Origin of the sequence: Amycolatopsis marina, from assembly GCF_900111885.1 — a bacterium.
Lineage (GTDB): Bacteria > Actinomycetota > Actinomycetes > Mycobacteriales > Pseudonocardiaceae > Amycolatopsis > Amycolatopsis marina.
The window spans coordinates 35,217-61,502 of the sequence record NZ_FOKG01000030.1; the positions used below are offsets into that span (position 1 = coordinate 35,217).

The window sequence follows — 26,286 nt, forward strand, 5'->3', positions numbered from 1 at the left end:
CTATCCCGGCACCTGTCGTCATGAGAAGCAGATACCGTCCGATTACGATGTCGGTATGGAGCAAGCAGCGCGCGACGCCTCGTCGAAGGACCAGTACAGGCCCACACGGATGTCGCCGTTGATGCGAACGGGTGTAGTGCTGTTCGCGATCGGCATGGTCGCGGTCGTCGCGGTGTTCGTGATGTTCGCCGCAGGTTTGCAGGACCTGCCGGTCTGGCTGAGCGCAGCCGCAGGCGTCATCACCCCACTCGGCCTCGCCCTCGGCCTCATCGCACTGGTCCGCGAGGGTCGCCGGCCGGGCTCCGGCAGTACGACGGCCAAGACGTAGCGGCCAACGGGTTCGCCGCTAGCCAGGCGGGGAACTCCTCGAGGGAGTCCAGTACGACCTCCGCTCCCGCGTCGAGCAACTCCGCCCGCGGACACGGCCCCGTGGTGACACCGACCGGCAGCACGCCTGCCGCCAGCGCGCCGAGCACGTCGCCCCGGTGATCACCCACGTAGGCCGCCGCACCGTGATCGCGTAGCGCCCTCGCCTTTCCCGCGGCCCACAACTCCCCGACCAGGTGGTCGACCCGCAGGCCCAGCGCATCGAGGTGCAGGGCGGCGTTCGGCCCGTACTTGCCGGTCACCACCAGGACCTGATGCCCGGCCGCCCGGACGGCCTTGATCGTGTCCTCGGCACCGGGCAGGGCCACCGTGCGCGGAATCACGATCTCCGGGTAGGTCTCCCGGAACCGTGCGACCAGCCACGGCAGGTCCGCCTCCGGCGCGCCGAAGTCCCGCAGCACGTGGTCCAGCGGTGGGCCGAGATGTGCCGCGAAGTACTCACCGTCCAGCGGAAGCCCGGTCTCGGCCGCGAGCGCGTCCATCGCGGCGACCATGCCCGGCCGCGGATCGATCAGTGTCATGTCCAGGTCGAAACCGATGGTCGTCCCCACCGCCCCCACGTTAGCCGCATCGGTTCTTCAGCCCGTTCTCCCACGAGCTGTACACGGAAGGCACCTGAGTCCATTTGCTTGACAACGCTATTCAATATGTCAAACTGGCGTTGTGTCTGACGTCACTTCGTTCTCCCAGCGAGCCAGGGCGTCGCTGCGCGAGGAGCTGCTCGACGTTGCCACCGAACTGCTCGCCGACAACGGCTACGGCCGCCTGCGGATGGCTGACGTCGCGGCCGGCGTCGGCGTCAGCAGGCAGACGGTCTACAACGAGTTCGGCAGCAAGTCGGCACTGGCCCAGGCGGTCGCCCTGCGCACGGCCTCGGAGTTTCTCGATGGCATCCGGCAACGACTGACCAGCGCCGACGACCTGGTCGAGGGCATCCGTCTCGCCGTGATCTACACGGTTGAGCACGCGCGGGACAACCGGCTGGCTGCCGCGGCCCTCGGCACCGAGGCAGGCGAGGACCTGCTGCCCCTGCTGACCACGCGCGGCGAACCGGTCCTGCGGGCGGCCACCGAGGTCGCCGCCGCGCACTACCTCGAACGGCTGCCCGAACTCGACGCGGCTTCGGCAGACCTGCTCGCCGAGACCGTCGTCCGGTTGTCGCTGAGTCATCTGGTGCTGCCCACCCACTCGGCCGCCGAAGCCGCGGCATCCGTCTGCGCCGTGATCGCTCCGGCCATCCACCACTATTCGTCCACTCCGGACAGCGAGGTTCGGAGTACACGGACAACAGGAAGGGCTCGTTCATGACTGCCACCTCCACACCGCACCGCACCGGCTTCCAGTCTCTGCAGCGCGGGGGACTGAACTGGGACTCGTTTCCGCTGCGGCTGTTCGTCAAGGGAAACAAGAAGTTCTGGAACCCGGCCGATATCGACTTCAGCCGGGACGCCGAGGACTGGAACACCCTGACCGACGAGCAGCAGCGTTCGGCGACCTATCTGTGCGCGCAGTTCATCGCGGGCGAGGAGGCGGTGACCGAGGACATCCAGCCGTTCATGAAGGCGATGGCCGCGGAGGGCAGGCTCGGCGACGAGATGTACCTGACGCAGTTCTGCTTCGAAGAAGCCAAGCACACGGAGGTCTTCCGGCGCTGGATGGACGCCGTCGGCCTGACCGAGGACCTGCACCCCTATGTCGCCGAGAACCCGCACTATCGCAAGCTCTTCTACGAGGAGCTGCCGGAATCACTCGGCGTGCTGGAATCCGACCCCAGCCCGATCAACCAGATCAGGGCGAGCGTCACCTACAACCACGTCATCGAGGGGTCGCTGGCGCTCACCGGCTACTACGCCTGGCAGAAGGTGTGCACCTCACGCGACATCCTTCCCGGCATGCAGGAACTGGTCCGCCGGATCGGGGACGACGAACGCAGGCACATGGCGTGGGGCACCTTCACCTGCCGTCGGCACATCGCAGCGGACGACTCGCTGTGGGAAGTGGTGCAGCAGCGGATGGGCGAGCTGCTGCCGCACGCACTGAACATGATCCAGTGGGTGAACGACCAGTTCGACGAGTTCCCGTTCGGCATCGACCCGAACGAGTTCACCCAGTACGCGGCCGACCGCGCTCAGCGCAGGCTCGGTGCGATCGAGTCGGCCAGGGGCGCGGCACTGGAGAAGATCGACCTGGACTACTCCCCGGAGCAGCTCGAGGAAACGTTCGGCGAGGAGGACGCGAAGGTCTTCGCCGAGGCCGCCGCTGAATGACCCGGCGGCGGGTCGCGCGCCAACGACTATGGTGGGCCAGGACCATGTTCTGTCCATCCGGGAGTGATCAGTGCCGTTCATCCTCGCGAGGCTGCTCGCCCGCCTGACGTTTCTGCGGAGCTGGGTCACGCCGATCGCGGTGATCGTGGTTCTGTTCGTGACCAGCTGGCCGTTGATGGTGCTGGCCGAAGGCGTGGACAGTGACATCGTGGCGCCGGCCAACTACTGGTGGTACTTCGTGGTCACGGCCGCCACGGTCGGCTACGGGGACCACTTTCCGGAGACCGCGGCCGGCCACGTCGTCGGCGCCTATGTGATCGTCGGCGGGATCGTCACCCTGACCACCATCTTCACCAACCTGGCCGCAGTGCTCGAGAAAGCGAAGGGACGCCGCATGCAGGGCGGGATCACCGTGGACGCCTCCGACCATCTCGTCTTGATCGGCTACACGCCGGGCGCACCGAACGCATCGCCGACGAGTTGCTCGCCGACGGAGGCAGCCGGGTGGTGGTCTGCGCGTGGGACGAGGTCACCTCCCACCCGATGCCGGACAGGGACATCGAGTTCGTCCGGGGTGAGCCGACCGACTCCGACGTGCTGCGCCGCGCCGGGGTCCAGCGAGCGGCCACGGTGCTTGTCGACGCGCGCGACGACAACGAGGCACTGGCCATCTCGGTGACCGTGGACCACGTCCGGCAGAACGCGCACGTGGTGGTGACCCTGCGGGACATCGCCCGCGCCAGGCATATCGCCTACGTCAACTCCGCGATCCGTTGTGTGCAGTGGCACACGCCGCGGATGGTGACCGAGGAACTGCAGTCGCCCGGCATCGCCGAGGTGTACGCGGAACTGATGACCCACGGCGGCGCGAACACCTATTCCGCGCCGCTGCCCGCATCGATCGGCCCGGTCCGGGTCGGCGACTGCCAGGCCCGGCTCGGCAAGGAGCACGGTGCGACCCTCCTCGCCGCGCGAACCGGCGAGGGACTGCTGGTCAACCCGGCGTGGGAGACCGAACTGCCCGTCGGCTCCGTGCTCTACTACGTCGCCCCCCACCGCCTTGGCACGGAACAGATCGAAACCTCTTTGCGCGCCTAGTGTCGCGGGCGGTCACTCACGCCCGGGTGCGCATACGGTGTCCGCGCCCCGGATGCCAGGACTCGATCGCCAGGTGATCGGCCGGCTCGCCGAGGTAGGTCAGCGCCACCTCGGCGATGTCGACCCGGAAGAACCCGGCGTCGGCGTGCGGGGTGTCCGGCGGTGCGGGCACCCCGACCAGCCGACCTGCCAGCTTCGCGTCGCCTGCCCAGGTACCCGGCTCGTCCGGCTTTGGCGGCTCGATCGTCGGACTGTGCACGGCGACCCGGTTGTCCCGGCGCACGTCGCGCAACTTCATCGAGCCACCCATCATCCCGAGCGTCACCTCGCCGTCGGAGAACTCGAGTTCCGTCCCGCTGATCCGAGGTGAACCATCAGACCGCAACGTGGCGATGGTCTTGTGGGTGCCGAGGCCGAACACCGCACGCACCCGGGCGGCGAACTCCGGCGCGTCCCGCTCGATCTCCTGCCAGTTGACCATGTTGCTCCTTTCCGAACGACGGTTCGGATACTACCCCGTTTCCGATTCGTGGTTCAATAACATCATGGGCCGTCCGCGCAAGATCTCCGACGACGAGCTGATGGCCGCCTGCGGCCGGGCCATCGGCAGGTACGGCCCTGGCTTCACGCTGGCCCAGGTGGCGGCGGAAGCAGGCGTCGCGGTCGGCACGGTGTCCGGGCGGTTCGGCTCCAAGCACGGCCTGTTGGTCGCGATGATGACCGCTGGAGGCGCCGGTGCCGCGCAGCGGATGCGGTCGGCGGCGGATCGCCATCGGGACCCGGCCGAAGCGATCCTGGCCGCCGTCCTGGTCGCCGCCGAAGGCGTCGACGATCCGGCTACCACGACGAACCACCTGGCGCAGCTGGGAGTCGACATGAGCGACCCGGACCTGCGCGACGGGCTCGTGGCGATGCGCGCGGAGGTTCGCGCGGTCCTGCGTTCGCTGCTCGCGGCAGCGGCGCTGCCCTCCGCGCCCCCTCCGGCACGGGCGGCGCGGATCATCGCCGCGCTGGCGCATGGCACGCAGCTCGACTGGGCGCTGTCGCCCACGGGGAAGCTGCGCGACCGACTGCGCGGCGACGTCCGCGCCGTGCTCGACGCGTGGAGCGGGCCGGATGCCTAGACGGTCACCCCGTCAACCGCGCCAGCTCGTCCGGGGAGAGCCGCAGCGCCGCGGCGGCGATGTTCTCGGCGAGGTGCGCCGGACTGCCGGTGCCGGGAATCGCCAGCACGTTCGGTCCGCGGTGCAACGTCCAGGCCAGCCGCACCTGTGCCGGGGTGACGTCGTGCTCGGCCGCGATATCGGTGACCGCCTTGTGCTCACTGCCGGAAGCGATCGCGAAGAACGGCACGAACGCCACCCCGTGCTCGGCGCACAGCTCGATCAGCGCATCGTCCTCCCTGCGGGCGGTCAGGCCGTACTGGTTCTGCACACTGACCACCGGCGCGATGGCCAGTGCCTCGGTCAGGTGTTCGGCGGAGACGTTGGAGATGCCGAGATGACGGACCAGACCGGCCTCGCGGAGCTCGGCCAGCGCGCCGAACCGCTCGGCGAGTGAGCCGGTCCCACGTTCCAGCCCCTCGCCGATGCGCAGGTTCACCAGGTCGAGCTGGTCCCGGCCGAGCTGACGCAGGTTCTCCTCGACCTGGCCACGCAACTGCTCCGGCCGGGCTTCCGGCAGCCACTCACCGGAAGGTCCTCGACCGGGGCCGACCTTGGTGACAATCACCAGATCGTCCGGGTACGGGGCGAGCGCGTGGTTGATCAGCTCGTTCGCCGACCGGAGCTCGGAGAAGTAGAAGGCCGCGGTGTCGATGTGGTCCACGCCGAGGTCGACGGCCTTGCGCAGCACCGCGATCGCCCGGTCCCGGTCGCTCGGGGTGCCGTCCGCGTCGGACATCAGGCGCATCGCACCGAATCCCATCCGGTTCACGGTGCGGTCGCCGAGCTGCCAGGTACCCGCCGCGGCGGCGGTGATGGTGTGTGTCGTCATGGAATCCAGCCTGCTCGCGACGATGGGTCCCCCGCTGTTTTTGGCAACTTGCTGCCGGTCTTTCCCCACCGAGGCCGCCGGAGGAGGACACTGGGAGACATGGAGTCCGCTCAGCTGACGGTCGTGTACGGCGAGGAGGAACTGTTCGCCAGAACCGCGCACCTGTTCGCCACGGCTCGTGACGTCGCCTGCGCGGCCAACGACCTGTACACCTGGGCGGCGACCAGGCCGCGATCCGGCGCCGACCAGCGTGCGGCGGGAATGCGGATTCGCAAGCTCTACCGGCCCGGCGTGCTGCTCGACCCGTCGACCGCGCAGCACGTGCGAGAGGTCGAGCGGGCGGGAGCAAGTATTCGGATAACCAGGGACGAGGTCAACGAGACGATCATCCTCGACCGCCGGATCGCGATCCTCGCGGGCGATCGCACAGGCGGCCAGCGCAACTACAGCGTGCTCTCCCAGCCCGGCGTGGTCCAGGCGGTGACGTCGCTGTTCGACGCCGCCTGGCGAGTGGCGACCGAGCTGCGGACCTACGAGGCGCAGCACGCGGAGTTGCGCGCACTGGCACCGCGGGTACTGGAACTGCTGGACTCGGGCTGCAAGGACGAGACGGCGGCCCGCACGCTCGGCCTCGGTGTGCGGACCTACCGGCGGCGGGTGGCGGAACTGATGGACGTGCTCGGCGCCGGGACCCGCTTCCAGGCCGGCGCCCGCGCCCGCGAACTCGGCCTTGTGTAGGTCAAGGGGAGCTAGTACTGGTCGGCGGCGTCCGTTGCCCGGTTCAGACCCAGCAGGTCGATCGACTTCTCCCGCATCTCCACCTTGCGGACCTTGCCCGTGACCGTCATCGGGAACTCGTCGACGACGTGCACGTAGCGGGGGATCTTGTAGTGCGCGAGCTTGCCGTGGCAGAACTCGCGCAGGCTGTCCGCCGACAACGGCGCCGCACCCTCGCGCATTCGCACCCAGGCCATCAGTTCCTCGCCGTATTTCGCGTCCGGCACCCCGACCACCTGGGCGTCGAGGATGTCCGGGTGGGTGTAGAGGAACTCTTCGATCTCCCGCGGATACAGGTTCTCCCCGCCGCGGATCACCATGTCCTTGATCCGGCCGGTGATGTTGACGTAGCCGTCACCGTCCATGACCGCGAGATCACCCGTGTGCATCCAGCGGGCCAGGTCGATGGCCTCCGCGGTCTTGTCCGGTTGTTCCCAGTAACCGAGCATCACCGAGTAGCCACGGGTGCACAGCTCTCCCGGCTCGCCGCGCGGCACGGTGAGCCCGGTCTCCGGATCCACCACCTTCACCTCGATATGCGGGCCAACTCGGCCCACAGTGGACACTCGCCGGTCGACGGAGTCGTCGGCGCGGGTCTGGGTGGAGACCGGTGAGGTCTCGGTCATCCCGTAGCAGATCGACACCTCCGCCATCCCCATTCGCTCGATGACCTGCTTCATCACCTCGACGGGACACGGCGAACCGGCCATGATGCCGGTACGGAGGCTGTTCAGGTCGTAGTCGGCGAAGCCTGGTTCGGCGAGCTCGGCGATGAACATCGTCGGCACCCCGTACAGCGAGGTGCACCGCTCGGCGGCCACCGCGTCCAAAGTGGCCGTCGGATCGAACGAAGGCGCCGGAATGACCATGCAGCTGCCGTGGCTGGTGCAGGCCAGGTTGCCCATCACCATGCCGAAGCAGTGATAGAAGGGAACCGGGATGCAGACCCGGTCGGCTTCGGTGTACCCGCAGAGCTCCCCGACGAAGAAGCCGTTGTTCAGGATGTTGTGGTGGCTGAGGGTGGCACCCTTGGGAAAGCCGGTGGTGCCGGAGGTGTACTGGATGTTGATCGGGTCGTCGGCGCTCAGGTTCGCCTGCGCGCGGGCGAGCGCCGAGGTGTCCGCCGCCCTGCCCTCGTCCAGCACCCGCCGCCAGTCCTCGCCGCCGAGGAGCAGGACCCGCTCGAGATTCGTGCACTGTGGACGAACTTCCTCGATCATGGCCGCGTAGTCCGATGTCTTGAACGACTCGGCCGCGATCAACAGCCGGATACCGGCCTGGTTCAGCACGAACTCCAGCTCGTGTGAACGGTACGCGGGGTTGATGTTGACCAGGATGGCACCGATCTTGGCGCTGGCGTACTGGGTGAACGTCCACTCGGCACAGTTCGGCGCCCAGATGCCCACACGGTCACCCTTGCCGATCCCGGCGGCCAGCAGGCCCAGCGCCAGCGCGTCCACCTCGGTCGCGAGTTCCCGGTAGCTCCACCTGCCGCCTGACGCCCGGTCGACCAGGGCGTCGCGGTCGGGAAAGGCCGCCACCGTCCGGTCGAAGTTGTCACCGATCGTGTCGCCGAGCAGCGGTACGTCGGAGATCCCCGAGGCGTAGCTGGGGACCGCGGGCGCCTGTGGCATATCGCCTCCGAACAACATCGAGACCGGCGTGACGGCGGTCACGCGACTACCTCCGTGAGTGTAGGAACCGCGCGCGAACTCGGCCATCTGCAAGTGGAGGGTCACTACACTCGACTCATGCGCCTCTATCTGGTCGACGCCTTCACCAGCAGCGCCTTCGCGGGCAACTCGGCCGGCGTGGTTCTGCTCGACGAACCGGCCGATCCGGAGTGGATGCAGGCGGTGGCCGCCGAACTGAAACATTCGGAGACGGCGTTCGTGCAGGTCGGCACGGCCGACGGGGTACCGAAGCCGCTGCGCTGGTTCACCCCCGCCGCCGAGGTCGACCTGTGCGGGCACGCCACCCTGGCCACGGCCCACGTGCTCGGCGGAGACCAGGTCTTCACCACTCGCAGCGGGCTGCTGCGGTGCACGGCGGCCGAGGACGGGGTCCGGATGGACTTTCCGGCCGATCCGCCGAAGGCCGACCCGGCACTGCTCGCCGAGGTGACTCCCGCGCTGCCCGGTGTCTCCCCTGGCGAGATCGAGTACGTCGGTCGAGGCGTGTCCGACGTACTCGTACGGCTCACCAACGCCACGCTGGTCCGCGAACTGGACCCCGACATCGGGGCAGTCGCGCGAATAGCAGCCAGGTGCCTGATCGTCACAGCGTCCGGCGACCGGGAGGACGTCGACTTCGTCAGCCGGGTGTTCGGCCCGCGCGTCGGCATCGACGAGGACCCGGTGACCGGGTCCGCGCACTGCACACTCGCCCCGTTCTGGGCCGAGCAGATCGCGAAGGCGGAACTGGTGGGCGAGCAGGCCTCCCAGCGGGGCGGCATCGTCCGTGCCCGGCCGGACGACGACCGGGTGTGGCTGACCGGGGCCGCGGTCACCGTGTTCGAGGGCACCCTGCTCGTCTGAGCGCCCCCAGCGCCACGCACTTTCCCGGGAAAGTGCGACTCCGAAAACTCCCGTCCCTGGCCCCGCGCTTGCCCTCCGGCACTCTTGCGGGAGAGTGCGAGCACCTGCGCTCCGGCACCTTCGCGGGAAGGTGCCACGCGCGGGGAGAATGGCGGCATGAACGCGATCCTGAACGTCATCTGGCTGGTGCTCTGCGGGCTGTGGATGGCCATCGGCTACGCCGTCGCAGGCGTCATCTGCTGCATCCTGATCGTCACGATCCCGTTCGGGCTGGCCGCCTTCCGGATCGCCAACTATGCCCTGTGGCCCTTCGGCCGCACGATCGTCGACCGTCCCGGTGCGGGTGCGCCTTCGGTGCTCGGCAACATCGTCTGGATCCTCGTCGCGGGTATCTGGCTCGCGATCGGGCACGTGATCACCGGCATCGCGCTGTGCCTCACGATCATCGGCATCCCGCTCGGTATCGCCAACTTCAAGATGATCCCGGTGTCATTGGTGCCGCTGGGCAGGGAGATCGTCCCGGTCTGAGCGGGAGAAACGAACTCCGGGATTACAGCGACTTCTCCGCGTCGTAGCGCTGCCTGGCTTCGAGCACCTCGGGCATCTTGTCCGCCGTCAACTCGACCAGGTCCATCAGCTTGACCGCGACCTCGCGACCGGCAGGCGACAGGCTGTACTCCACACGCGGTGGGATGGTCGGCTGCGCGTCCCGGATGACGAAGCCGTCCCGTTCCAGCGCCTGCAGGGTCTGCGCCAGCATCTTCTCGCTGATGCCGTCCACCCTGCGGCGCAGTGCGTTGAAGCGGAAGCTGCCCTCGAGCAGGGCCGCGAGCGCGAGCACGCCCCACCTGCCCGTGACGTGTTCCAGTGCGCTGCGGGAGGGGCAGCGCCGCGCGAACACGTCGAACACGACACGGTCGTGTTCGTCGCTCTTCGGCTCCGGAACCTGCTCCGGCACCTCGGACACCCGCACGCTCATGACATCGACGATACCCCGCGGACGACCCAGCGGATCGTGTTTGCGCTCACCAACGGTTTGCACTTTCGATTAGTTAGTACAAACTCGGAGGAAGTGGCGGGGTTCCGCCGCCTCCGACTTCTCCGAGGAGCGACTCATGATCGTTGTCACCGGCGCCACCGGCCAGCTGGGCAAACTCGTTGTCCAGGGCCTGCTGAAAACACTGCCCGCGGACCAGGTGGTCGCTGCGGCTCGCACCCCGGCCGCCGCGGCCGGCCTGGGCGCCGAGGTCCGCGAGGCGGACTACGACCGCCCGGACACTCTGGTCTCCGCCTTCGCGGGCGCCGAGACCGTGCTCCTGGTCTCCGGCAGCGAGATCGGCAAGCGCATCGCCCAGCACGCCGCCGTCGTGCGGGCCGCAGCGACGGCAGGCGTGCGCCGAGTGGTGTACACGAGTGCTCCGCAGGCCGACACCAGCCCGCTGGTGCTCGCGCCCGAGCACAAGGCCACCGAGGAGATCATCCGCGAGTCCGGCCTGGCCTTCACCATCCTGCGCAACGGCTGGTACACCGAGAACTACGCCGACTCGATCGCACAGGCCGCGAAGACCGGTGCGCTGATCGGCAGCGCGGGTGACGGCCGGGTGGCCAGCGCGACCAGGGCGGACTATGCCGAAGCCGCCGTGGCCGTGCTGACCGGACAGGGACACGAAGGACGGACCTACGAGCTTTCCGGGGACGTGTCGTGGAGCTACCAGGACCTGGCGGCCGAGATCGCCGCGGTCACCGGCGGAGAGGTCGCCTACCGGGACCTCCCCGCCGACGAGCACCGTGCGGCGCTGACAGCTGCCGGACTGCCCGCCCCCGTGGTGGAACTGCTGGTGTCGCTCGACGGCGACATCGCACGCGGCCTGCTGGCGGAGACCTCGGGTGAGCTGTGCAAGCTGATCGGCAGGGCCACCACGCCGATGCCCGAGACCGTGCGCGAACTGCTTGCTACCGGCTGACGCGTGCGGGTCCGCCCTCGGCGAAGACACCGGCGTAGGACTCGGCACTGCGCAGGTTCCGGCCGAAGTTCGACTCGACCTCCGCGATCTCGGCGGCGTTCGGATTGGGGTTCTTGCAGCTCGTGCCCGCGCTGGCGCCGGACATGAGGTCCCTGCACAGTCCGGTCCGCCGGTCTGGCAGTCCCAGGATGTGTCCCAGTTCGTGCGCCGCGATCCGAATGACGTCGTGGCCTTCCCGCACGGCCTGCCTGCCCATGTAGATGGTGCCCTGGCCGAGCCGTTGGACATACGCCCTCGGCCAGCCGTTGTCGGCACGGATGATGATGGAGGCTGGCTGCCCCTTCACCAGACGGACGTTGCTGACGCTCTCGTTCCACACACGGGCGCCCGCGTCCACGGCGCTGACGAACTCCGCCGCACCACTGGAGTCGTAGTACAGCGTCCGAACCTGCGCCGCTCCGGGTTCGGACGCTGTCGCGGCGGCGACCGGACCGCCGACCAGTTGGGCGAGGCCAAGGGAGAACAGCAGCGCGAGCGCTGCGAACAACTTTCGGGACACGTCGAACTCCTCACATGGGGACTGTCGTGTGTCGGCGAAGTTAGCCAGCCCCACACGAGTGCCTCAACGGTGAAGAATTCACAGATAACGGTTACGAACCACGAGTACCCTGCTCAGTCCCGCCCCGGGTGTTAACGGCCACCGACGAAAGTCGCGCCGCGGTCGCTCAGTCGGTCGGCGACCAGGGCAGGCGGATCACCAGGCAGGGGCCGCCCGCGAAGAGACCGCCGTCGATGCCGAGCACCTGGCCGCCGGCATAGAGGTACGGCTCCTCGATCTGCGTGGGGTGGATGCCGAGCTGGTCGGCGATGACGCTGTGGCCGTGCACGATGCGCGTGCCACCGAAGCGCGTGAGCAGCGCCGAGGCAACCGCTGGGCCGCTCGGGCCGCGGAACACGTACCGCGTGGTCATCCGCCGCCAGACCTCCCACCACTGGACGAGGTCGTCACTGGCCAGAATCTCCCGGACCGTCTCGTTGATCTCCTCGGGGTCGCCGCCCCAGTCGAGGTACTCCAGGGTGTCCGAATGCATCAGCAGGTGGTCCGCGGCGTGCGCGATCAGCGGCCTTGTGGAGAGCCACTCCACGTGGTCGTCGTTGAGCCGGTCCAGATCGGACAGCTGCCCGCCGTTGATCTCCCAGCTGCGCGCGAAGCTACGCGGGCCGAAGTCGGACGGCACGTCGGTGTCGCCGAAGTGATACATCCCGAGCAACAGGATCTCGTGGTTGCCGAGCAGTGTCTGCACGAGACCACCCGCCTGCTCGGCCTGCTGCTGCAGCCGCATCACCAGGTCGATGGCGCCGATGCCGTCCGGGCCCCGGTCCACGAAGTCCCCGAGGAACCACAGGTGCGATTCGCCGCCTGCCCAGTCGTCGTCCTCGTCCAGCAGGCCGTGCTCGCGCAGCGCGTCGGCCAGCTCGTCCCGGTGCCCGTGCACATCACCGACCACGAAGGTGGGCACATTGTCGTCGGGAGGCACAGCGCCGTCAGTGCCGTCGGCGCCGTGTTCGGCCACGGCCTCGTCGCCGGACTGCTGCTCCTCACTCACCCCCCGACGATAAGCCCCAGCTCAGGAGCCGGTCGGGTCAGCCCGCCTTGAACGGGTCCGTGGTGCGCCCGAGCAGGTCGGAGACGGAGTCGACCACCAGCGTCGGCCGGTACGGGTAGCGCTCGGCGGACTCCCTGGTGGAGATCCCGGTGAGCACGAGAATCGTCTGCAGTCCGGCCTCGATCCCGGAGTGGATGTCGGTGTCCATCCGGTCACCGATCATCAGGGTGTGCTCCGAATGGGCGCCGAGCGAGCGCAGTGCCGAACGCATCATCAGCGGATTCGGCTTGCCGACGTAGTAGGGCTGCCGCCCGGTCGCCCGTTCGATCAGTGCGGCGATGGACCCGGTGGCGGGCAGCGAGCCCTCCAGACTGGGGCCGGTGGCGTCGGGATTGGTCGCGATGAACTTGGCTCCCGCCTCGATCAGGCGGATCGCCTTGGTGATCGCGGTGAAGCTGTAGGTCCTGGTCTCGCCGAGGACGACATAGTCCGGGTCGCGGTCGGTGAGGACGTAACCCGCCTCGTGCAGCGCGGTGGTCAACCCGGCCTCACCGATGACGAAGGCCGACCCGTTCGGCCGCTGGGTGTCCAGGAACTTCGCCGTGGCCAGCGCGGAGGTCCAGATCGACTCCTCCGGCACGTCGAGGCCGGTCCGCTGCAACCTGGCCCGCAGATCGCGTGGGGTGTAGATGGAGTTGTTGGTCAACACCAGAAACCTGATTCCGTTCGAACGCAACTCGGCGAGAAACTCGTCCGCCCGCGGCACCAGGTGCTCCTCGTGCACCAGCACGCCGTCCATATCGGTCAGGTAGTTCCACTGCGGCTCGCTCATGGCCCCGAGCGTAGCTGTTTCGCCAGAGCGCCGAACCCGTCCGGCGCGGCCGCGGGCCTACCCTGCGGACCGGACCGGATGCACTCGCACCATCGTGGTCTTGACCACCAACCGAACCTCGCTGCCCGGTTCGAGTGCCAGCTCGGCGACCGCCGCAGGGGTGAGATCGGCGGTGAGACCGGCAGCCCACTGCCCGTCCCCGCCGGTGTGCAGCCGGACCAGATCGCCGTGCGGCGCCACGGTGGCGACGGTGGCCTTCGCCGCGTTCCGCGGGCTGCCAGTCACGGCCGCACCGGCCGGATAGACCGCCACCGCCGCGGGGGCGAACACGGCGACCGCAGGTTCTCCCACCACCACATCGTCCGCGGGCAGGCCACTGATCACCTCTCCGCCCTCGGTGCGCAGGCCGCCCGCGGTGGCGATGCCGCCGACGAGGTTGACCCCGGCGATTCGCGCGGTGAACGGTGTACGCGGCGCGGAGAGCACGTCACGCGTGGCGCCCTGTTCCACGATCCGGCCTTCGGCGAGCACCACCACCTGGTCGGCGAGCGACAACGCGTCCAGCGGATCGTGCGTCACGAGCACCGCGGCGGGTGCGGCTCCTGGTGAGCGCAGCACCCTGCGCAGCAGGCCGCGGATCGCGGGCGCCGCGTCGACGTCCAGCGCGGCCAGCGGTTCGTCCAGCAGCAACAGTCCGGGGTCACCGGCGAGTGCCCTTGCGACCGCCACTCGTTGCGCCTGGCCGCCGGAGAGCTGGGCAGGTCGCCGGCCTGCGAGGTCTTCCGCGTCCACTTCGGACAACCATCGCACGGCTCGCTCCCGCGCCACGGCCCTGGACGCGCCGAGGGACCGCGGAGCGAAAGCCACGTTGTCCAGTACGGACAGATGCGGGAAGAGCAGCGGATCTTGCGCCAGCAGGCCGACCTTCCTCGCCTCCGGTGGCACCAGCACCCGCCGGTGCACATCGGTCAGCGCCCGGCCGTCTACCACGATCGATCCGCGGTCCGGCGAAAGCAGCCCGGCAAGGCAGCCGAGCACGGTGGACTTGCCCGAACCGTTGGGGCCGAGGATCGCCAGCACCGAACCGGCGGGGATGTCGAAGGCGACGTCCAACCGGAAGTCACCCTGGCGCAACACCAGCTCCGCGTGCACGGCGTTCACCTGCCGCCTCCCCCACTCGCGTACGCACCCTCCAGCGCCCTCGGCCGGGCGATCGCGATCACCAGTACGGCCACCACGATCAGCAACAGCGACAGCGCGATCGCACTGTCCACATCGGCCTGCGACTGCGCGTATACCTCGAGGGGCAGGGTGCGGGTGACCCCCTCCAGACTCCCGGCAAAGGTGATCGTGGCGCCGAACTCGCCGAGTGCCCTGGCAAAGCTGAGGACAACACCAGAGCCGAGCGCGGGAAGCAGCAGCGGCACGGTCACCCGGCGGAAGACCGTCCACGGCCGGGCTCCCAGGGTCGCCGCGACGCGTTCGTAGGAGTCTCCGCCGCCACGCAGCGCGCCTTCCAGGCTCACCACGAGGAACGGCATCGCGACGAAGGTCTGCGCGATCACGACCGCCGCCGTGGTGAAGGGCACGCGGACGCCGGCCGTCACATCCAGGACATAGCCGAGGAAGCCGTTGCGGCCCAGCAGGTACAACAGCGCGAGACCACCGACCACCGGCGGCAGCACCAGCGGCAGCAACACCACCGCACGCAACACCCTGACCCCGCGCACCCGCGTCCTGGCGAGCACGACCGCGAGTGGCACACCGAGCAGCACGCACGCCACCGTCGACATCGCGGCGGTGGTCAGCGACAGTTCGAGGGCCCGCAGTGCGGCAGGTGCCGCGATCAGCCGAGGCAACCGGGCCAGGTCGGTCCGGACGACAAGGCCTGCCACCGGCAGGAGCACCAGCGCGAGCGCCAGTACGGCCGGAATCCAGAGCACCCGGGGAACGCCCGCGCGCACCCGGGCGTCACGGCGTGCCAAAGCCCGCCCTGCCCAGTTCCTCGCGACCCGCGCTGCCGAGGACGAAGTCGACGAAGCGCCGGGCCGCCTCCGCCTGCGCGGACCCTTCCACCGCCGCGATCGGATAGCTGTTGACCGCGGCAGCGGCCTCCGTGATCGCGACCGAGTCGACCTTGCCCGCCGCGGCGGTCGCGTCGGTGACATAGACCAGCCCCGCGTCGGCCTCGCCCGCGACGACCTTGTTCAGCACCGCCTTGACGTCCTGTTCCTCGCTCGCCGGAGTCAGCTCTGCACCCGCGCTTCGCTCCACCTGCTCGGTCGCCGTCCCGCACGGCACCTCCGGGGCGCAGACGACGACCGTGAGCCCAGCGCCGGTGAGATCGGCCAGGGATCGGACGTCCCGCGGATTTCCGGCAGGGACGACGATGGTCAGGGAGTTGGTCGCGAAGACGGCGGGTCGCGCGGCCCTGCCCGCGGCGACGACCGTTTCCATGGTGGATTCGTTCGCCGAGGCGAAGACGTCCGCGGGCGCGCCCTCGACGATCTGCTGCGCGAGCGTGGCCGATCCAGCGAGGTTCAACCGGACGTCGACGTCCGAGTTGTCCTGCTCGAACCGCCGCCCCAGCGCGCCGAACGACTCGGCCAGCGATGCGGCGGCGAACACGTTCAACGGGACGCCTCGATCGCCGTCCGCGAGGGCGCCGCAGGCGGTGGTGAGCAGCGCGGGAACAAGCAGTGCCGCCATCGCCCTTCTCATACTGATCCCGGCGTCTCGACCACGACGTGCGTCGCCTTGACCACGGCGACAGCCAGCACGCCGGGCCGCAGCCCCAGTTCGTCGACGGCGTCCGAGCTCATCAGCGAGGTCAGCCGGTGCATCCCGCACTGCAACTCGACCTTCGCCATGACCTTGTCGGCCACCACCTCGGTCACCAGACCGACGAACCGGTTCCGGGCGGACCTGCCGATTCCGGACGGGTCATGCGGGTCCGCAGCGTTGGTCCGGGCGAACGCCGCCAGTTCGGCGCCGTCAACGACGCCCCGCCCAGCCTGGTCGGTAAGGGCGGTCAGCTGTCCGGATCGGACCAGCCTGCGCACCGTGTCATCACTGACGCCGAGCAGGCGGGCGGCCTCTGAAAACCGGAACTGCGGCATGAGTGAGAGATTATCTCCGCAGATGCGGAATTACTACCGTTGTTCCTGTCGCATCTGCTGCCTCTGCGAGCAGTGCGTGAAAATCTCGGCGCGGATACGTTCCCAGCCACTGGTCGGCAACACTGCCCTTGGGCTGTATCCGGCATTAGGCTGACAAAGATGACAGCGGTTGATCTCGGTGTGCCCCGGATTCCCGGCAAAGGGCCGACCAGCGACAAGACCCGGCCCGAAAATCCCGCGCTCGTGGACACATACGGCCGTGTGGCCACCGACCTGCGCGTCTCGCTGACGGACAAGTGCAACCTGCGGTGTACCTACTGTATGCCGGAGGACGGGCTCGAGTGGATGCCCGGCGACGAGGTGCTGTCCGACGACGAACTGATCCGGCTGCTGCGCGTGGCCGTCGAGCGGCTCGGCATCACCGACATCCGTCTCACCGGCGGCGAACCGCTGCTGCGCGCCGGCCTGGAACGCCTGGTGGCCGAGGTCGCGGCACTGCGGCCCCGACCCCGGCTGTCGATGACGACCAACGCCATCGGCCTTGCCAAGCGGGCGGCGGGACTGGCCGCGGCCGGGCTCGATCGGATCAACGTCTCCCTCGACTCCATCGACCCGGGCACCTTCGAGCGGATCACCCGGCGCGACCGGCTGCCACACGTCCTGAGCGGCCTCGCGGCCGCGAAGGAGGCGGGACTGAGCCCGGTGAAGATCAACGCGGTGCTGATCCGCGGACTCAACGAACACGAGGCCGCCCCACTGCTGGGCTACTGCCTCGACAACGGCTACCACCTGCGGTTCATCGAGCAGATGCCGCTGGACGCCCAGCACGGCTGGAACCGTGGCGAGATGATCACGGCCGAGGAGATCCTCGAACTGCTGCGGGCCGAGTACACCCTGGAACCGAGCCGCGAGGAACGTGGCGGCGCACCCGCCGAGCGCTGGCTGGTCAACGGTGGCCCCGGCGAGGTCGGGGTGATCGCTTCGGTGACCCGGCCGTTCTGTGCGGCCTGCGAGCGCACGCGCCTCACCGCGGACGGAGCCATCCGCTCGTGTCTGTTCAGTACTGATGAGACCGATCTGCGGCGACTGCTGCGCACCGGTGCGACCGACGAGGACATCGCCAAGGCCTGGCGGGACACCATGTGGGCCAAGCTGCCGGGGCACGAGATCAACGAATCCGGTTTCGCACAGCCGATTCGGCCGATGAGCGCGATCGGCGGCTGAGTATGAGCGACCGGAACCGGGTGCGAGTCGGGCATGGCGCTGAGCGATATGCAGCCGACCGGCGAGTGCGGCAAGGGGCAGAGTGCGGTTCCGCGGGTTCGGCGGCGACTTGGGCCACCCGGACCGAGAACGACGGCGGCACCACCCTGCTCGTCCGCTACTTCGCCTCGGCACGAGCGGCGGCAGGCGTGGAGGAGGAGACCGTGCGGCTGCCGCACGGTGCGACCGTGGCGGACGCGGTGACCGCACTGCGCGAACGCCACCCGGAGCAGCTGCCCCGCATCCTGGCGGCCGCGGGCTTCCTGCTGGACGGTGTCGCGGTTCGCGACACGGCGAGGCCACTGCCGGACGGCGGGGAACTCGACGTCCTGCCCCCGTTCGCGGGTGGCTGAAAAACGGGGTCGAGAGCGGCGGGACAGCAGCGGCGAACGTTCGCGAGTTGGTGAACCGACCTCGGCGTGGCGTTCACCTCGCGGACGCTCACGTAGCTCACAGTGACCAGAGTCGATCTTGCCAAGACCGTCCGCCACCGCGGCCCGTACCCCTTCTCCGGCCCAGAATCCACGCTCCGAAGGTAGTACGCGAACGGACCAGTCGCACCAAAACGACGTGACCCAGACCTCACAATGGGTGAAAGATCTCGACTAGGAAACGGCCAGATAACGGCGCGCTGACCTGCGAAAAGTGCAGGATCGTTATAGGTTGCGTGCCGTTACTGTGACGTAGGACACGTCCAGAATAATTTCCGATCACGCTCGTCGTTACGTACCGTCGCTTCTCGGTTGGCCCCGACCGACCAGAGCAAGACCGGGATCCCGTGGCGCCGTGCCCTGTCCGACGGAATCCCGGACCCAAACCCCGAGCGAAAGAAAACTTCCGGACAGGGGCACGAGGGACGGAGCCGGTGCGTGCATCGGAGCCGTCGGCGGGCCAGAACGAACGGCCCGGCCAGGTCCCGACCTGACCTCAGCGTGATTCGCAGGCGCGGAAGATGAGATCGAGTCGCAATGACTTACCGTGGCAAACACCGCAAGACCTCCGCCGCCTCCCGTCACATCGCTCGCGTGGCTGTCGCGGGCCTGGCGGTAGGTGCCCCGCTGGCGATCGCTGCGACCCCCGCGCAGGCATCCGACGTCAACTGGGACGCCGTCGCCCAGTGCGAGAGTGGCGGCAACTGGAGCATCAACACCGGTAACGGCTACTCCGGCGGGCTCCAGTTCAAGGACAGCACCTGGCGGGCGTACGGCGGCACTGGCGCGCCGCACAACGCCTCGCGCGCCGAGCAGATCCGCGTCGCCGAGAACGTGCTGCAGGGCCAGGGCATCGGCGCATGGCCGGTGTGTGGCCAAAAGGCCGGTGCCTCCGGTAGCTACCAGGGCACGAACACCCAGGGTTCCGCCAAGGTGGAGTCCCGCAGCAGCGCGCCCGCCAAGCAGGAGCAGAGCGCTCCCGCCCCGAAGAAGCAGGTTGCTCCGGCGCTGACCGGCACGGCGAAGTCCAACCCCGATGGTGACTACACCGTCGAGGCAGGCGACACGCTGACCAAGATCGCCAAGGAGCTGGACGTCAAGGGCGGCTACCAGAAGCTGCACGAGCTCAACTCCGAGTTCATCTCGAACCCGGACTTCATCGTGGTCGGCCAGAAGATCGCCACCAAGTGATTTTCGGCTAGCCGAGGCGAAAGGCCCCACCGCATATCCCCCGGGCGGTGGGGCCCTTCGACCTGACACTTCCGACCGCCGACTTGGCAGTTCCGGAGGTGTCCTCGTCTCGGAACTGCGAACTCGAACGCCAAAACTGCAAACTCGGCCGCCGGAAGTGCAAACTCGGCGTTAGGGCGAGTTGACCCACTCGTCGGTTCCGTCGGCGAAATGCTGGTGTTTCCACACCGGTAGCCGTGCTTTGACCTCGTCCACGAGGTCGGCGCAGGCCGCGAAGGCCTCCGCACGGTGTTCGGCGGCAACCGCACAGGCCAGGGCGACATCGCCGATCTCCAGCGCGCCCACCCGGTGGCTGACCGCTACGGCGCGCACGCCTGGCCGCCTGCCCGCGACCTCGCCGACGACGTCGGTGAGCACGTCATCCGCACTCGGATGTCCCTCGTAGAACAGCGAGGTCACCGACCTGCCGCCGTCGTGGTCACGTACCACGCCGCCGAAGGTCACCACGGCGCCCGCAGCGCGGTCGTCGACCATCGCCGCATGCTCGTCCACCGACAGCGGGGACTCGGTCACCTGGGCAAGCACGACCCTGGCCCGCACACCGCCGGTGTGCCCGGCCGCTTCGTGCCGCGCATCGGCGCCCGCAGCAACGTGGTCGCCCCCTGCGAGCTGGTCCACGGCGTGGTCCAGGATCTCGGCCAGCACCCGCAACCCGTCGCTCACCCCGCCCTTCGACCCGGGCAGATTCACCACAAGGGTCCGCCCCGCCACCCCGGCAAGTCCCCGCGACAGCACCGCCGTCGCCACCTTGTCCCTGCCAGCGGCCCTAATGGCGTCGGCGACCCCGGGCAGCTGGTAGTCCAGTAGCGGCGCCGTCGCCTCCGGCGTCCGGTCGGTCGGCGAGATTCCGGTGCCCCCGGTGGTGATGATGACCTGCGGACCTGATTCGAGGCATTCCCGCAGCGCCAGGGCCACGGGTTCGCCGTCCTCGACGACGAGCGGGTCGGGCACCTCGAAGGAACGTTCCGCGAGCCACTCGGCGATGACCGGCCCGGTCCGGTCCGGGTAGACGCCGCCCGCCGCGCGGTTCGACGCGACGATGACCCTCGCGGTACGGCTCACGACAGTCCCTCCCGGTCCTCCGGGCGGCGCCAGTCGCCTGTCTTACCGCCCTGCTTGGTCTCCAGCCGCACCGCGTCCAGCGTGGCCGCGGGGTCGACCGCCTTGATCATGTCGTGCACGGTGAGCCCGGCGACCGCGACCGCGGTGAGGGCTTCCATCTCCACACCGGTGCGGTCGGTGGTCTTCGCGGTCGCGATGATCCTGATCTCGCGCTCGCCGACCTCGAAGGTCACGTTGACGCCGGAGAGGGCGATCGGGTGGCACAACGGGATCAGCTCGGGAGTGCGCTTCGCACCCATGATCCCGGCGATCCTCGCCGTGGCGAGGGCGTCGCCCTTGGGCAGTCCGTCCCCGGAGAGCAGGCCGATCACCTCGGCCGTCGTGTGCACCACTCCGGTTGCCACGGCGGTACGGCTACCGGCCGTCTTGGCGGAAACGTCGACCATACGAGCGGCGCCCGCGTCGTCGAGGTGGCTGAGTTCACTCACGGGCCCACAGTAGTTGGGGGACGGCGGGGAGCCGTCAGGGCCTAGGAGCTGTGACCGCGCACGTTGAACAGGGCCTACTCGTCCTCGCCACGCTGCTCGCGGACCGCGTTGCGGACCGCCTCGGCGACGGCAGGTGCCACAGCCGTGTCGAAGACGCTCGGCACGATGTAGGAAGCGTTGAGCCGGTCGGAGTCCACCACGTCCGCGATGGCGTTCGCCGCGGCAAGCAGCATCTCGTCGTCGATGTGGTGGGCGTGTGCGTCGAGCAGACCGCGGAACACCCCGGGGAACGCGAGGACATTGTTGATCTGGTTGGGGTAGTCACTGCGGCCGGTGGCCACGACGGAGGCATGCCGCTGCGCCTCGAGCGGGTCGATCTCCGGGTCCGGGTTGGCCAGCGCGAACACCACGGCGTCGTCGGCCATGGTGGCGACCTGCTCGGCCCCGAACAGGTTGGGAGCCGAAACCCCGATGAAGACGTCCGCGCCGACGAGCGCGTCGTGCAGGCTCCCGGACATCCCGGAGCGGTTGGTGGCCGCCGCGATCTGGCGGAGGTTGTCGTCGAGGTTCGCCCTGTCGGCGTGCACGATGCCGTCGATGTCGGCCGCGACGATGTCGCCCGGGTTCTTGCGCAGGAGCAGGCGGATGATGGCGGAGCCGGCCGCACCGACACCGCTCACCACGATCTTGCACTCCTCGATCGGCTTCCCGACCACGCGCAGCGCGTTGCGCAGCGCGGCGACCACGACGATCGCCGTGCCGTGCTGATCGTCGTGGAAGACGGGGATGTCGAGCTGCTCACGCAGTCTGGCCTCGATCTCGAAGCAGCGCGGCGCGGCGATGTCCTCCAGGTTGATTCCGGCGTACACCGGAGCCAGGGCCCGGACGATCCGGATGATCTCCTCGGTGTCCTGGGTGTCCAGGCAGACCGGCCAGGCGTCGACGTCGGCGAACTTCTTGAACAGCGCGGCCTTGCCCTCCATCACCGGCAGGGCAGCGGCAGGGCCGATGTTGCCGAGGCCCAGCACCGCGGTCCCGTCGGTGACGACGGCGACCGTGTTGCGCTTGATGGTCAGCCTGCGCGCGTCCTCGGGGTTCGCGGCGATCGCGCGGCACACCCTGGCCACGCCGGGCGTGTAGGCACGGGAGAGATCGTCACGGTTGCGCAGCGCGACCTTGGGGGTGACCTCGATCTTGCCGCCGAGGTGGATCAGGAACGTCCGGTCGGAGACCTTGCGCACTCGCACGCCGGGCAGGGCGTCCAGTGCGGCCGTGATGTCGTCGGCGTGTTCGGCCGAAAGGACGTTCGCACTGATGTCGACCACGATCGCGTCCGGATGGGAGTCCACCACGTCGAACGCGGTGAGCACGCCGCCCACCTGCCCGACGGCTGTGGTGAGGTCACCCGCGGCGTTGGCCGAGGAGGGCGCTTCCACCCGGACAGTGATCGAGTAACCGGGACCGGGAACCGGCATGGGAATACCCCCGCAAAGACGCGTGTGTGGACGGAGAAACCCTAACGCTGTGCCGCCCGTCACCTACGCCCTACCGGGTGACCGACCAGTAACAATGGGGCGGGAAACGGCTCGGGAGGGGTCGTTCACACAAGAGACCGCCTCAGCGGTTGATCTCGGTCTCCGGGTGCACGTAGGGGACCGACTCCAGCGGGAAGGTCACGTCACCGAACGGCGAAAGAGCGCCCTGCCGGTCGGCCGCCAACTCCGACACCGGGTGCTCTCCCTCCGGGACCTTCGGCCAGGTGGGGTCGATGCGCTCCTGCTTACCGTTGTCGGCCTTGGCCACGTCGTCCTCCAGAACACGTTCCTGCTGTCGGTGACAGTGTGCCTGACCAGGGCTCGGGGGTGAGCACCCAGGTACGCTGGACACCGATGCCCGCGACCTCCCTTGCGGACTGGCTGCGCTCGGCCTCCGACGAGGCGCTGGCCACGCTGCTGCGCTCCCGGCGCGATCTGGCCACGCCACCGCCAGCCGACTCCACCGTGCTCGCAACCCGGGCCGCGACTCCCGGGTCGATCGCCCGCGCCTGCGAGAGCCTCGACACGTTCACCCTCGCGGCCCTGGAAACCCTGCTGGTCGCCGAGGCCGACACCGAGCCCGTCACCGCTGCCCACCTCGCCGAACTGCTCGGCGCCGACGTGCGCAGTGCGCTCGACCTGCTCCGCTCGCGCGGCCTCGCCTGGGGCGAGGACGACGCGGTCCGGATCGCCCCGGGAGCCAGGGAGGTCTTCGGGCCCTTTCCCGCCGGTCTCGGCGGCTCGCTGCCCTCGCTGGCCGGCGCCGACCTCAGCACGGCGCTCGCCGAGGTCGGCAACGACGAGCGGGGGCTCCTCGAGGCCCTCGCGGCCGGCCCGCCGATCGGGCAGACCAAGGACGCGGCCGCGGACGTGGCGTTGGAAAACGCCGAGACGCCGGTGCAACGGCTGCTGGCCAGGGGCCTGCTGATCCGGCGCGACGACAGGACGGTCGAACTGCCGCGGGAACTCGGCATCGCCCTGCGCGGCGGTGTGTTCCGGCCGGGCTCACTGGACGAGCCCGCACTCCCGACCAACCCGCACCGGCAGACCGGGGTGGACGAGGCCGCTGCCGGTGAGGCGATGGAGTTCCTCCGGCAGGTCGAGTCCCTGCTGCACGCGTGGTCGGCCCAGCCGCCGCCCGTGCTGAAGGCCGGGGGGCTCGGCGTCCGCGAGGTCCGCAAGCTGGCGAAGGACTTCGAGGTCGAGGAGTCGCGCGCCGTGCTGCTGGCCGAACTCGCCGTCGGCGCGGGCCTGGTGGCCGACAGCCAGGACAGCACGCCGGAGTGGGTGCCGACGACGCTGACCGACTCGTGGCTCGCGTCAGCACCTGCACAGCGCTGGGTGACCCTGGCACAGGCCTGGCTGGAGCTGCCCCGGCTGCCCGGACTCGCGGGCCGCAAGGACTCGCGGGACAAGGCGATGGCCCCGCTGTCCGAGGACCTGCGCAGGCCACTCGCGCCGACCGGCCGCCGCCGGGTGCTCGACGCGCTCGCCGACCTAGGCCCCGGCGCTGGAGTCAAGAGCACGGAGGAGTTCGTCGCACTGCTGGCCTGGCGTGCTCCCCGGCAGGGCGGCAGGCTGCGCGACGAGATCGCCCGGTGGACCATGGCCGAGGCCGCCGCGATGGGCGTCATCGCGCTCGGAGCGCTGAGCAGCGCCGCCAGGGCGTTGCTGGACGCAGACAGGGCCGGGGCCGTCGGCTCGATGGTCGACGCGCTGCCCGATCCGGTCGATCACGTCCTCGTGCAGGCCGACCTGACCGTGGTCGCGCCGGGTCCACTGGAACAGGACCTGGCCACCGAGCTGGCGGCCGTTGCCGACATCGAGTCGGCAGGGCACGCCACGGTCTACCGGGTGACCGAGGTTTCCGTGCGGCGCGCGCTGGACACCGGCCGTACCGCGGCCGAGCTGCACGAACTGTTCCGCACCCGGTCGGCCACCCCGTTGCCGCAGGCCCTGTCCTACCTGATCGACGACGTGGCCCGCAGACACGGGCGCCTCCGCGGCGGGGCCGCGGGCTCTTTCCTGCGCTGTGACGACGAGGTGCTCATCGCGGAGGTCCTCGGCCATGCGGCCGCGAGGGAACTGGACCTGCGCAAGATCGCGCCGACCGTGCTGATCAGCTCCCATCCGCTGGCCGCCGTGATGGACGGGCTGCGGGCGGCGGGGTTCGCGCCCGCGGCCGAGGGGCCGGACGGGCGGGTCCTTGATCTGCGGCCCAACGGACGGCGGGTCCCGCCGCGCACACGGGGCCGGTCGAGGCCGGTGCTGGCGGAGCCGGCCACGGTCAGTCCGGAGCAGTTGTCGGCCGTGCTGACCCACCTGAGGGCGGGCGACCGTGCCGCGTCGAGCCGACGCGGCGACGTGGTGCGCCTGCCGCGTGGCGGCGGCGCGGACACCTCGGCGACCCTCGCGCTGCTGAGCCGGGCGACCAGGGAGCGGCGTGAGGTGTGGATCGGGTTCGTCGACTCACACGGCACGGCGAGCCAACGGGTGGTCACCCCGGTCCGGGTGGGCGGCGGGCTGCTGGAGAGCGCCGAGAACGAACGCTACCCACTGCACCGCATCACCTCAGCCGCCCTGGTGGAACCCGACTAGCAACATCGCACTTTCCCGGGAAAGTGCGATACTTGCACGCGCTGGCTACCGCACTTTCCCGGGAAAGTGCGACGTGGGGTCAGAGGGCGCGCAGGCGGTCGAGGACGCGTTCCATGAACTCCAGCGACGTGCGGTCGCCAAAGAGCAGGCTGGGTTCCTGGATCCGCACCAGCCCGGCGTCGGCCAGGTCACCGACGAGTACCTTCACCACGCCGAGGGGCAGGCCAAGGTGCGCGGCGACCTCGGCGACCGACCTGGTCTCCACGCACAGGTCACAGATGCCCCGCTGTTCGACGGACCGGGCTCCGCCACACCGGCCGCTCTCACTGGTTGAGACCAGCGCCTCCATCGCAAGGTCGCGACCGGGCCGGGTACGCCCCCCGGTACGGGTGTACGGCCGCACCATGGAGCGGTACCGATCCCGTCGCGGTGTTCTCATCAGCGGCTACCGCACGCCGCCCTGGAGCTGCGCTCGCAGCTCCGGTGTCATCTGCTCGCCGACCCGCTCCACCAGCAACGTCATCTCGTAGGCGACGGTGCCGATGTCGCTGGTCGGGGCCGCGAGCACCGAAAGGCAGGACCCGTCGCTGATGGACATCAGGAACAGATAACCCCGATCCATCTCCACCACGGTCTGGTTCACCTGGCCTGCCTCGAAGCACCGTGCGGCGCCCTGGGTCAGGCTGATCAGCCCCGATGCCACGGCGGAGAGTTGCTCGGCGCGGTCCTGCGGGAGCCCGTCGGATCCGGCCAGCAGCAGCCCGTCGGCCGAGACGACCACCGCATGGGCGGCGCCGGGAACCCGGCGCACGAAGTCGGTGATGAGCCAGCCGAAACTGCCCGATTGCTGGGCGAAAGCCGTCACTGTCCCTCCTGCTACCCGGTCTGGGGATCCCAAGCGCAAGACTATTCGCCCTGTCGAGCCTGTCGAGGCTGCTCCCCTGGCCGCGGCCGACACCCTCGGTACACGATCCGGTGCGGTCCGCGTCGCTCGCTGGTGTCCAGATACTGGGATAAGTACAGCCGGGGCCGGACGCTCAGCCACATTTGCGCAGGTCAACAATGCTGTACCCGA

Annotated in this window: 31 protein-coding genes and 1 pseudogene; 14 read left to right on the forward strand and 18 right to left on the reverse strand. The window is 69.4% G+C overall.

The window, feature by feature from the left end; genetic code table 11:
• Positions 1-109: 109 nt before the first annotated feature.
• Positions 110-328: a hypothetical protein gene (locus BM199_RS30320; protein ID WP_091679037.1), complete on the forward strand. Its 219-nt coding sequence runs from the start codon at positions 110-112 to the stop codon at positions 326-328.
• On the opposite strand, the gene BM199_RS30325 is transcribed toward BM199_RS30320, so the two are convergent.
• Positions 267-938 (reverse strand): HAD family hydrolase, encoded by a 672-nt coding sequence (locus BM199_RS30325; protein WP_091678957.1) that lies wholly within the window; start codon positions 936-938, stop codon positions 267-269. The genes BM199_RS30320 and BM199_RS30325 overlap by 62 nt on opposite strands.
• Positions 939-1,050: 112 nt before the next feature.
• On the opposite strand from BM199_RS30325, the gene BM199_RS30330 reads away from it, so the two are divergent.
• The 4 genes and pseudogenes from BM199_RS30330 (at position 1,051) to BM199_RS35120 (ending at position 3,752) form a co-directional block, all read left to right on the forward strand.
• Positions 1,051-1,695, forward strand: a complete 645-nt coding sequence (locus BM199_RS30330; protein ID WP_091678960.1) for a TetR/AcrR family transcriptional regulator — start codon at positions 1,051-1,053, stop codon at positions 1,693-1,695.
• Positions 1,692-2,654 carry a R2-like ligand-binding oxidase gene (locus BM199_RS30335; protein ID WP_091678961.1) on the forward strand — a complete coding sequence of 321 codons (963 nt, stop codon included), beginning with the start codon at positions 1,692-1,694 and terminating at the stop codon, positions 2,652-2,654. The genes BM199_RS30330 and BM199_RS30335 overlap by 4 nt, the downstream gene beginning before the upstream one ends.
• A 175-nt stretch (positions 2,655-2,829) precedes the next feature.
• Positions 2,830-2,970 (forward strand): annotated as a pseudogene (locus BM199_RS35115) (ion channel); the annotation flags it as partial.
• A gap of 191 nt (positions 2,971-3,161) precedes the next feature.
• On the forward strand, positions 3,162-3,752 hold the full coding sequence (locus BM199_RS35120; RefSeq protein ID WP_342741748.1) for an NAD-binding protein: 591 nt from the start codon (positions 3,162-3,164) through the stop codon (positions 3,750-3,752).
• A 16-nt stretch (positions 3,753-3,768) separates the two neighbouring features.
• On the opposite strand, the gene BM199_RS30345 is transcribed toward BM199_RS35120, so the two are convergent.
• A complete protein-coding gene (locus BM199_RS30345) occupies positions 3,769-4,233 on the reverse strand; it encodes a pyridoxamine 5'-phosphate oxidase family protein (protein WP_091678964.1) in 465 nt (154 codons plus the stop codon).
• Positions 4,234-4,297: 64 nt separating this feature from the next.
• On the opposite strand from BM199_RS30345, the gene BM199_RS30350 reads away from it, so the two are divergent.
• A complete protein-coding gene (locus BM199_RS30350; RefSeq protein WP_091679040.1) occupies positions 4,298-4,876 on the forward strand; it encodes a TetR family transcriptional regulator in 579 nt (192 codons plus the stop codon).
• A gap of 4 nt (positions 4,877-4,880) precedes the next feature.
• Here BM199_RS30350 and BM199_RS30355 read toward each other — a convergent pair whose 3' ends face one another.
• Positions 4,881-5,747 carry an oxidoreductase gene (locus BM199_RS30355; protein WP_091678966.1) on the reverse strand — a complete coding sequence of 289 codons (867 nt, stop codon included), beginning with the start codon at positions 5,745-5,747 and terminating at the stop codon, positions 4,881-4,883.
• 99 nt (positions 5,748-5,846) lie between these two features.
• On the opposite strand from BM199_RS30355, the gene BM199_RS30360 reads away from it, so the two are divergent.
• Positions 5,847-6,485, forward strand: a complete 639-nt coding sequence (locus BM199_RS30360; RefSeq protein ID WP_091678969.1) for a response regulator transcription factor — start codon at positions 5,847-5,849, stop codon at positions 6,483-6,485.
• A gap of 11 nt (positions 6,486-6,496) precedes the next feature.
• On the opposite strand, the gene BM199_RS30365 is transcribed toward BM199_RS30360, so the two are convergent.
• Entirely contained in the window at positions 6,497-8,158 is a 1,662-nt protein-coding gene (locus BM199_RS30365) for an AMP-binding protein (protein WP_091679042.1), read from the reverse strand.
• Positions 8,159-8,275: 117 nt separating this feature from the next.
• Between BM199_RS30365 and BM199_RS30370 the strand changes: the two genes are divergently transcribed.
• Both BM199_RS30370 and BM199_RS30375 read left to right on the forward strand, forming a co-directional pair.
• Positions 8,276-9,061: a PhzF family phenazine biosynthesis protein gene (locus tag BM199_RS30370; RefSeq protein WP_091678972.1), complete on the forward strand. Its 786-nt coding sequence runs from the start codon at positions 8,276-8,278 to the stop codon at positions 9,059-9,061.
• Positions 9,062-9,217: 156 nt separating this feature from the next.
• Positions 9,218-9,589, forward strand: a complete 372-nt coding sequence (locus tag BM199_RS30375) for a YccF domain-containing protein (RefSeq protein ID WP_091678975.1) — start codon at positions 9,218-9,220, stop codon at positions 9,587-9,589.
• Positions 9,590-9,611: 22 nt separating this feature from the next.
• Here the strand turns inward: BM199_RS30375 and BM199_RS30380 are convergent, their stop codons facing one another.
• Positions 9,612-10,040 (reverse strand): winged helix-turn-helix transcriptional regulator, encoded by a 429-nt coding sequence (locus tag BM199_RS30380; RefSeq protein WP_091678977.1) that lies wholly within the window; start codon positions 10,038-10,040, stop codon positions 9,612-9,614.
• 136 nt (positions 10,041-10,176) lie between these two features.
• Here BM199_RS30380 and BM199_RS30385 point away from each other — a divergent pair, with 136 nt between their 5' ends.
• Positions 10,177-11,025 carry an SDR family oxidoreductase gene (locus tag BM199_RS30385; RefSeq protein WP_091678980.1) on the forward strand — a complete coding sequence of 283 codons (849 nt, stop codon included), beginning with the start codon at positions 10,177-10,179 and terminating at the stop codon, positions 11,023-11,025.
• Here BM199_RS30385 and BM199_RS30390 read toward each other — a convergent pair.
• The 7 genes from BM199_RS30390 to BM199_RS30420 form a co-directional block, all read right to left on the reverse strand.
• Positions 11,015-11,584, reverse strand: a complete 570-nt coding sequence (locus BM199_RS30390) for a snapalysin family zinc-dependent metalloprotease (RefSeq protein WP_091678982.1) — start codon at positions 11,582-11,584, stop codon at positions 11,015-11,017. The two genes, BM199_RS30385 and BM199_RS30390, sit on opposite strands and share 11 nt — an antisense overlap.
• A 166-nt stretch (positions 11,585-11,750) precedes the next feature.
• Complete coding sequence (locus tag BM199_RS30395; RefSeq protein WP_425425620.1) at positions 11,751-12,563, reverse strand: metallophosphoesterase; 813 nt, start codon at positions 12,561-12,563, stop codon at positions 11,751-11,753.
• 106 nt (positions 12,564-12,669) lie between these two features.
• Complete coding sequence (locus BM199_RS30400; protein WP_091678985.1) at positions 12,670-13,464, reverse strand: HAD-IIA family hydrolase; 795 nt, start codon at positions 13,462-13,464, stop codon at positions 12,670-12,672.
• Positions 13,465-13,521: 57 nt separating this feature from the next.
• Positions 13,522-14,625 carry a sulfate/molybdate ABC transporter ATP-binding protein gene (locus BM199_RS30405; RefSeq protein WP_091678988.1) on the reverse strand — a complete coding sequence of 368 codons (1,104 nt, stop codon included), beginning with the start codon at positions 14,623-14,625 and terminating at the stop codon, positions 13,522-13,524.
• Positions 14,622-15,449 carry an ABC transporter permease gene (locus BM199_RS30410; protein ID WP_091678991.1) on the reverse strand — a complete coding sequence of 276 codons (828 nt, stop codon included), beginning with the start codon at positions 15,447-15,449 and terminating at the stop codon, positions 14,622-14,624. Before BM199_RS30410 ends, BM199_RS30405 begins: the two co-directional genes overlap by 4 nt.
• Entirely contained in the window at positions 15,436-16,173 is a 738-nt protein-coding gene (gene modA, locus BM199_RS30415; protein ID WP_245788923.1) for a molybdate ABC transporter substrate-binding protein, read from the reverse strand. Before modA ends, BM199_RS30410 begins: the two co-directional genes overlap by 14 nt.
• Positions 16,174-16,181: 8 nt before the next feature.
• The gene (locus tag BM199_RS30420; protein ID WP_091678995.1) at positions 16,182-16,583 is read right to left on the reverse strand and encodes a TOBE domain-containing protein; all 402 of its coding nucleotides are present in this window, start codon (positions 16,581-16,583) and stop codon (positions 16,182-16,184) included.
• A 159-nt stretch (positions 16,584-16,742) separates the two neighbouring features.
• On the opposite strand from BM199_RS30420, the gene moaA reads away from it, so the two are divergent.
• From moaA to BM199_RS30435, 3 genes are all read left to right on the forward strand, one after another.
• On the forward strand, positions 16,743-17,807 hold the full coding sequence (gene moaA, locus BM199_RS30425) for a GTP 3',8-cyclase MoaA (protein WP_091678998.1): 1,065 nt from the start codon (positions 16,743-16,745) through the stop codon (positions 17,805-17,807).
• Between the two features lie 146 nt (positions 17,808-17,953).
• Positions 17,954-18,199 (forward strand): MoaD/ThiS family protein, encoded by a 246-nt coding sequence (locus tag BM199_RS34770; RefSeq protein ID WP_245788929.1) that lies wholly within the window; start codon positions 17,954-17,956, stop codon positions 18,197-18,199.
• 615 nt (positions 18,200-18,814) lie between these two features.
• Positions 18,815-19,468: a transglycosylase family protein gene (locus tag BM199_RS30435; RefSeq protein WP_091679004.1), complete on the forward strand. Its 654-nt coding sequence runs from the start codon at positions 18,815-18,817 to the stop codon at positions 19,466-19,468.
• 171 nt (positions 19,469-19,639) lie between these two features.
• On the opposite strand, the gene BM199_RS30440 is transcribed toward BM199_RS30435, so the two are convergent.
• The 4 genes from BM199_RS30440 to BM199_RS30455 all read right to left on the reverse strand — a co-directional run bounded on the left by BM199_RS30440 (position 19,640) and on the right by BM199_RS30455 (position 22,881).
• Positions 19,640-20,590, reverse strand: coding sequence for a molybdenum cofactor biosynthesis protein MoaE (locus BM199_RS30440; RefSeq protein WP_091679006.1), 951 nt, complete (start codon positions 20,588-20,590; stop codon positions 19,640-19,642).
• On the reverse strand, positions 20,587-21,078 hold the full coding sequence (moaC, locus tag BM199_RS30445; protein ID WP_091679009.1) for a cyclic pyranopterin monophosphate synthase MoaC: 492 nt from the start codon (positions 21,076-21,078) through the stop codon (positions 20,587-20,589). Before moaC ends, BM199_RS30440 begins: the two co-directional genes overlap by 4 nt.
• Before the next feature lie 74 nt (positions 21,079-21,152).
• A complete protein-coding gene (locus BM199_RS30450; protein WP_091679012.1) occupies positions 21,153-22,553 on the reverse strand; it encodes an NAD-dependent malic enzyme in 1,401 nt (466 codons plus the stop codon).
• Positions 22,554-22,695: 142 nt separating this feature from the next.
• Positions 22,696-22,881, reverse strand: coding sequence for a hypothetical protein (locus BM199_RS30455; protein WP_091679014.1), 186 nt, complete (start codon positions 22,879-22,881; stop codon positions 22,696-22,698).
• 86 nt (positions 22,882-22,967) lie between these two features.
• On the opposite strand from BM199_RS30455, the gene BM199_RS30460 reads away from it, so the two are divergent.
• The gene (locus BM199_RS30460) at positions 22,968-25,211 is read left to right on the forward strand and encodes a helicase-associated domain-containing protein (RefSeq protein ID WP_091679017.1); all 2,244 of its coding nucleotides are present in this window, start codon (positions 22,968-22,970) and stop codon (positions 25,209-25,211) included.
• A gap of 79 nt (positions 25,212-25,290) precedes the next feature.
• Here the strand turns inward: BM199_RS30460 and BM199_RS30465 are convergent, their stop codons facing one another.
• A complete protein-coding gene (locus tag BM199_RS30465; RefSeq protein ID WP_091679020.1) occupies positions 25,291-25,650 on the reverse strand; it encodes a DUF742 domain-containing protein in 360 nt (119 codons plus the stop codon).
• A gap of 6 nt (positions 25,651-25,656) precedes the next feature.
• The gene (locus BM199_RS30470; protein WP_091679022.1) at positions 25,657-26,076 is read right to left on the reverse strand and encodes a roadblock/LC7 domain-containing protein; all 420 of its coding nucleotides are present in this window, start codon (positions 26,074-26,076) and stop codon (positions 25,657-25,659) included.
• Between the last annotated feature and the right edge of the window lie 210 nt (positions 26,077-26,286).

Bases quoted from the DNA above. Each gene is read 5' to 3' on its own strand.
- BM199_RS30345 (WP_091678964.1), bottom strand. From the start codon at position 4,233: ATGGTCAACTGGCAGGAGATCGAGCGGGACGCGCCGGAGTTCGCCGCC.
- BM199_RS30375 (WP_091678975.1), top strand. From the start codon at position 9,218: ATGAACGCGATCCTGAACGTCATCTGGCTGGTGCTCTGCGGGCTGTGG.
- BM199_RS30435 (WP_091679004.1), top strand. From the start codon at position 18,815: ATGACTTACCGTGGCAAACACCGCAAGACCTCCGCCGCCTCCCGTCAC.
- BM199_RS30355 (WP_091678966.1), bottom strand. From the start codon at position 5,747: ATGACGACACACACCATCACCGCCGCCGCGGCGGGTACCTGGCAGCTC.
- BM199_RS30380 (WP_091678977.1), bottom strand. From the start codon at position 10,040: ATGAGCGTGCGGGTGTCCGAGGTGCCGGAGCAGGTTCCGGAGCCGAAG.
- BM199_RS30400 (WP_091678985.1), bottom strand. From the start codon at position 13,464: ATGAGCGAGCCGCAGTGGAACTACCTGACCGATATGGACGGCGTGCTG.
- modA (WP_245788923.1), bottom strand. From the start codon at position 16,173: ATGGCGGCACTGCTTGTTCCCGCGCTGCTCACCACCGCCTGCGGCGCC.
- BM199_RS30450 (WP_091679012.1), bottom strand. From the start codon at position 22,553: ATGCCGGTTCCCGGTCCCGGTTACTCGATCACTGTCCGGGTGGAAGCG.
- BM199_RS30420 (WP_091678995.1), bottom strand. From the start codon at position 16,583: ATGCCGCAGTTCCGGTTTTCAGAGGCCGCCCGCCTGCTCGGCGTCAGT.
- BM199_RS30465 (WP_091679020.1), bottom strand. From the start codon at position 25,650: ATGAGAACACCGCGACGGGATCGGTACCGCTCCATGGTGCGGCCGTAC.
- BM199_RS30320 (WP_091679037.1), top strand. From the start codon at position 110: ATGTCGCCGTTGATGCGAACGGGTGTAGTGCTGTTCGCGATCGGCATG.
- BM199_RS30385 (WP_091678980.1), top strand. From the start codon at position 10,177: ATGATCGTTGTCACCGGCGCCACCGGCCAGCTGGGCAAACTCGTTGTC.
- BM199_RS30360 (WP_091678969.1), top strand. From the start codon at position 5,847: ATGGAGTCCGCTCAGCTGACGGTCGTGTACGGCGAGGAGGAACTGTTC.
- BM199_RS30350 (WP_091679040.1), top strand. From the start codon at position 4,298: ATGGGCCGTCCGCGCAAGATCTCCGACGACGAGCTGATGGCCGCCTGC.
- BM199_RS30460 (WP_091679017.1), top strand. From the start codon at position 22,968: ATGCCCGCGACCTCCCTTGCGGACTGGCTGCGCTCGGCCTCCGACGAG.
- moaA (WP_091678998.1), top strand. From the start codon at position 16,743: ATGACAGCGGTTGATCTCGGTGTGCCCCGGATTCCCGGCAAAGGGCCG.
- BM199_RS30335 (WP_091678961.1), top strand. From the start codon at position 1,692: ATGACTGCCACCTCCACACCGCACCGCACCGGCTTCCAGTCTCTGCAG.
- BM199_RS30365 (WP_091679042.1), bottom strand. From the start codon at position 8,158: ATGCCACAGGCGCCCGCGGTCCCCAGCTACGCCTCGGGGATCTCCGAC.
- BM199_RS30370 (WP_091678972.1), top strand. From the start codon at position 8,276: ATGCGCCTCTATCTGGTCGACGCCTTCACCAGCAGCGCCTTCGCGGGC.